The organism is Synechococcus sp. H55.9 (assembly GCF_047462355.1).
Classification (GTDB): Bacteria; Cyanobacteriota; Cyanobacteriia; order Thermostichales; family Thermostichaceae; genus Thermostichus.
This window is the reverse complement of sequence record NZ_JANSJB010000174.1, coordinates 1-1,502: the sequence shown is the minus strand read 5'-3', so window position 1 is coordinate 1,502 and position 1,502 is coordinate 1. Positions and strand designations below refer to the sequence as shown.

The window sequence follows — 1,502 nt, the reverse complement described above, 5'->3', positions numbered from 1 at the left end:
TTTCAGAGGGCAGCTCGTGCCCTCTTCGGAGACTCTACTAGCGACGCTTATTCCATCTTGGGAGAAGCGCTTCTTGCGGCAGCCGCAAGCCCCCAGGCAGAGGAGAACTTCTCGCTGTGCCTATCTCTTCTCTCAGAATCTTTGGAAAAGCTGATCCACGCTGCTCGGCCAGACAGGGTGAGCTTTGCCATTCAGAAAATTATGGATTTACTCACCTCAAGTTATATTGACCTAGAGTCTCTAAAAGTAAATGAAGAAAATATGCTTGAGAGCTTAACTGTCGCCAAAGCTATTCTCTTTCGAGTCTGCTTTTGTTGGAGCTATCTAACAGATGATCGATCTCTAATTCGTCGTTACCAGCAGCTTGCTGGCAGGATTTTTAACGATTGCCTCAGCCTCATGGCTTCTCAGCGTGATTTCCTGTGGTCAGAGTATTGGAAAAGAAATCAGCAAGATTATCAAACAGTCAGTGGAGAAAGCCGTAAACTTCGAGTTGGTTTCCTGGGCAGCTGTTTCCAGCGACACTCAGTAGGCTTCCTCAGCGAAGCCATTTTGAGAAACTTATCCCGTGATGTGTTGGACATTTGTTACTACTACTACCAGGGCTGGAAAACTGAGGAAATGGCCAGCCGCGACAACATGTATCGGAAGTTTCGATCCCAGGAGAGCCTTCATTTTCGCTTCTTCTCTGAAGGAGTTAGTGCTCCTCAAGTGGCTGCCCAAGCTCGCGAGGATCATATCGATATCATGGTTTTCATGGACTCCATCACCAGCCACGACGCCAATATCTTAGCAGCTCTGCGGGCTGCCCCTGTCCAAATTGGCTGGCTAGGGGGAGATGCTGTCGGCTTGCCCGAGTTTGATTACTTCTTTGCTGATCCTTATATTCTTCCCGAAGATGCGCAGGCTGATTACCACGAAGAAATTATCCGCCTACCAAGCTATTGTGCAGTTGACCATCTGGACGTTATCCCGGCCGATGAGGTGGACTTCGAAAGTAAGTTAAGAATAGGCCCAAGAGATGTTGTTCTCCTTACTGCGGCCAATGCCTACAAGCGAACTGACGACTGTATCAATGCTCATTTGCAAATTCTAAAAGCCATTCCCAACGGAATTCTCATTGTCAAAGGCTCAGGGGAAATTGCCACAGTGGTTAGACGCTACCAAGAGAAGTCTAAAGAGCTAGGCGTCTTAGACCGTGTCCGCTTTCTGGCCAAAGCTGGGAGTGTGGAAGAGCATCGTGGCCAACTGGGTTTAGTTGACTTAGTTCTAGATACTTTCCCTTACACAGGTGCAACCCACACCATGGAAGCCCTTTATGTGGGTGTGCCGGTTCTTACCCTGGTAGGCCGCCATTACTATGGCCGCATGAGCTACAGTCTGCTGAAAAATATCGGTCTAGAAGACTGCATCACCTGGTCGGTCGAAGAGTTTATCCAACGTGGGATCCAACTGGGCAACAATCCGGAGCAACTCAACCGAATTAAAAAGCAAATCAAAGA

The 1,502-nt window shown here is 48.3% G+C and carries 1 pseudogene; it reads left to right on the top strand.

Annotated elements, in window-relative coordinates:
- Nucleotides 1-57: 57 nt before the first annotated feature.
- A pseudogene (locus NW857_RS12890) lies at nucleotides 58-1,502 on the top strand (FkbM family methyltransferase); the annotation flags it as partial.